This is a genomic window from Nitrosopumilus sp. S6, from assembly GCF_054515815.1.
The window spans coordinates 1-1135 of record NZ_JBTNRI010000025.1 but is presented as its reverse complement, the minus strand read 5'-3'; the positions used below and the strand labels follow the sequence as shown (position 1 = coordinate 1135).

The window sequence follows — 1135 nt, the reverse complement described above, 5'->3', positions numbered from 1 at the left end:
TACTAATGGGTTCGAAAGTAAGCGAACATCATTTATAATGTAGGCTCCGTTCGCCAAGCTTATCGGATATTTACACACATGCGCCACGATGACGGTCGTAAACTTGATCACAAAACATTAGAAGCCATTCGCGTTCGCGCCGTTCAACGGGTCATGGATGGCGAGAGTCCAGAAGTCGTCATCAAAGCGCTGGGGATGAGCCGAGCACGAATCTATGAATGGCTGGCTGCCTACCGCGAGGGTGGCTTTGACGCGCTCAAGGCCAAGCAGATTTCCGGTCGTCCCAAGAAACTGAGCGGTGCTCAGATCCGGGAGCTGTATATCTGGATAACGACCTTTACGCCGGACCAGTTGAAGTTTGATTTTGCCCTGTGGACTCGGGGCCGAGTGCGTGAGCTCATCCGGCAAAAGTTCAACGTCCGGTTAAGCGATGTCTCGGTCGGTCGTCTGCTTCGAAACCTGGGGCTGACGCCTCAGAAACCCCTGCATCGGGCCTACCAGCAAAAGCCAGAGGCCGTGAAACAATGGAAAGAAGAGACCTACCCGGAAATTCGCAAGGAAGCAAAAAAAGTCGGCGCCACCATCTATTTCGGCGATGAAGCCAGCATTCGGTCTGATTATCACAGTGGCACCACCTGGGCACCCAGGGGTGAAACTCCGATCATCCGTAATACGGGCAGTCGCTTCAGCATCAATCTGATCTCGGCCATCTCGCCTCGCGGCGAGCTTCGCTTTAAGACCATTCAGGGCAACATGAACACCGATGCGTTTCTTGGTTTCCTCAAGGCTCTGGTGCAAGACGTTGACAAGCCGGTTTTCCTGATCCTCGATAACCACCCGGTTCATCATGCTCGTCGGGTTCGAGACTATGTTGAGAGTCTCGACGGCAAGCTCAGGTTGTTCTTCCTGCCGCCGTACTCGCCGGAGCTGAATCCTGACGAGTCTGTTTGGGGCTATATCAAATACCATCACGTCGGTAAAAAGATCATTAACAGCAAAGAACAACTTCGGAGCACTGTTTACCGGCAGCTTCGACGTTTGCAAAAATTGCCACGACTATTGAAATCGTTTTTTGGCCATCCGGATTTGGCTTATATCTCCGGGTAATGTTCGCTTACTTTATTTCGAATTAGTA

General features: G+C 51.6%; 1 protein-coding gene. It reads left to right on the top strand.

Annotated elements, in window-relative coordinates; genetic code table 11:
- The first annotated feature begins 78 nt into the window (after positions 1-78).
- On the top strand, positions 79-1107 hold the full coding sequence (locus ACX12B_RS09655) for an IS630 family transposase (protein WP_054645368.1): 1029 nt from the start codon (positions 79-81) through the stop codon (positions 1105-1107).
- Positions 1108-1135 lie beyond the last annotated feature (28 nt).

Coding starts and splice junctions, on each gene's coding strand:
- ACX12B_RS09655 (WP_054645368.1), top strand. CDS start 79: ATGCGCCACGATGACGGTCGTAAACTTGATCACAAAACATTAGAAGCC.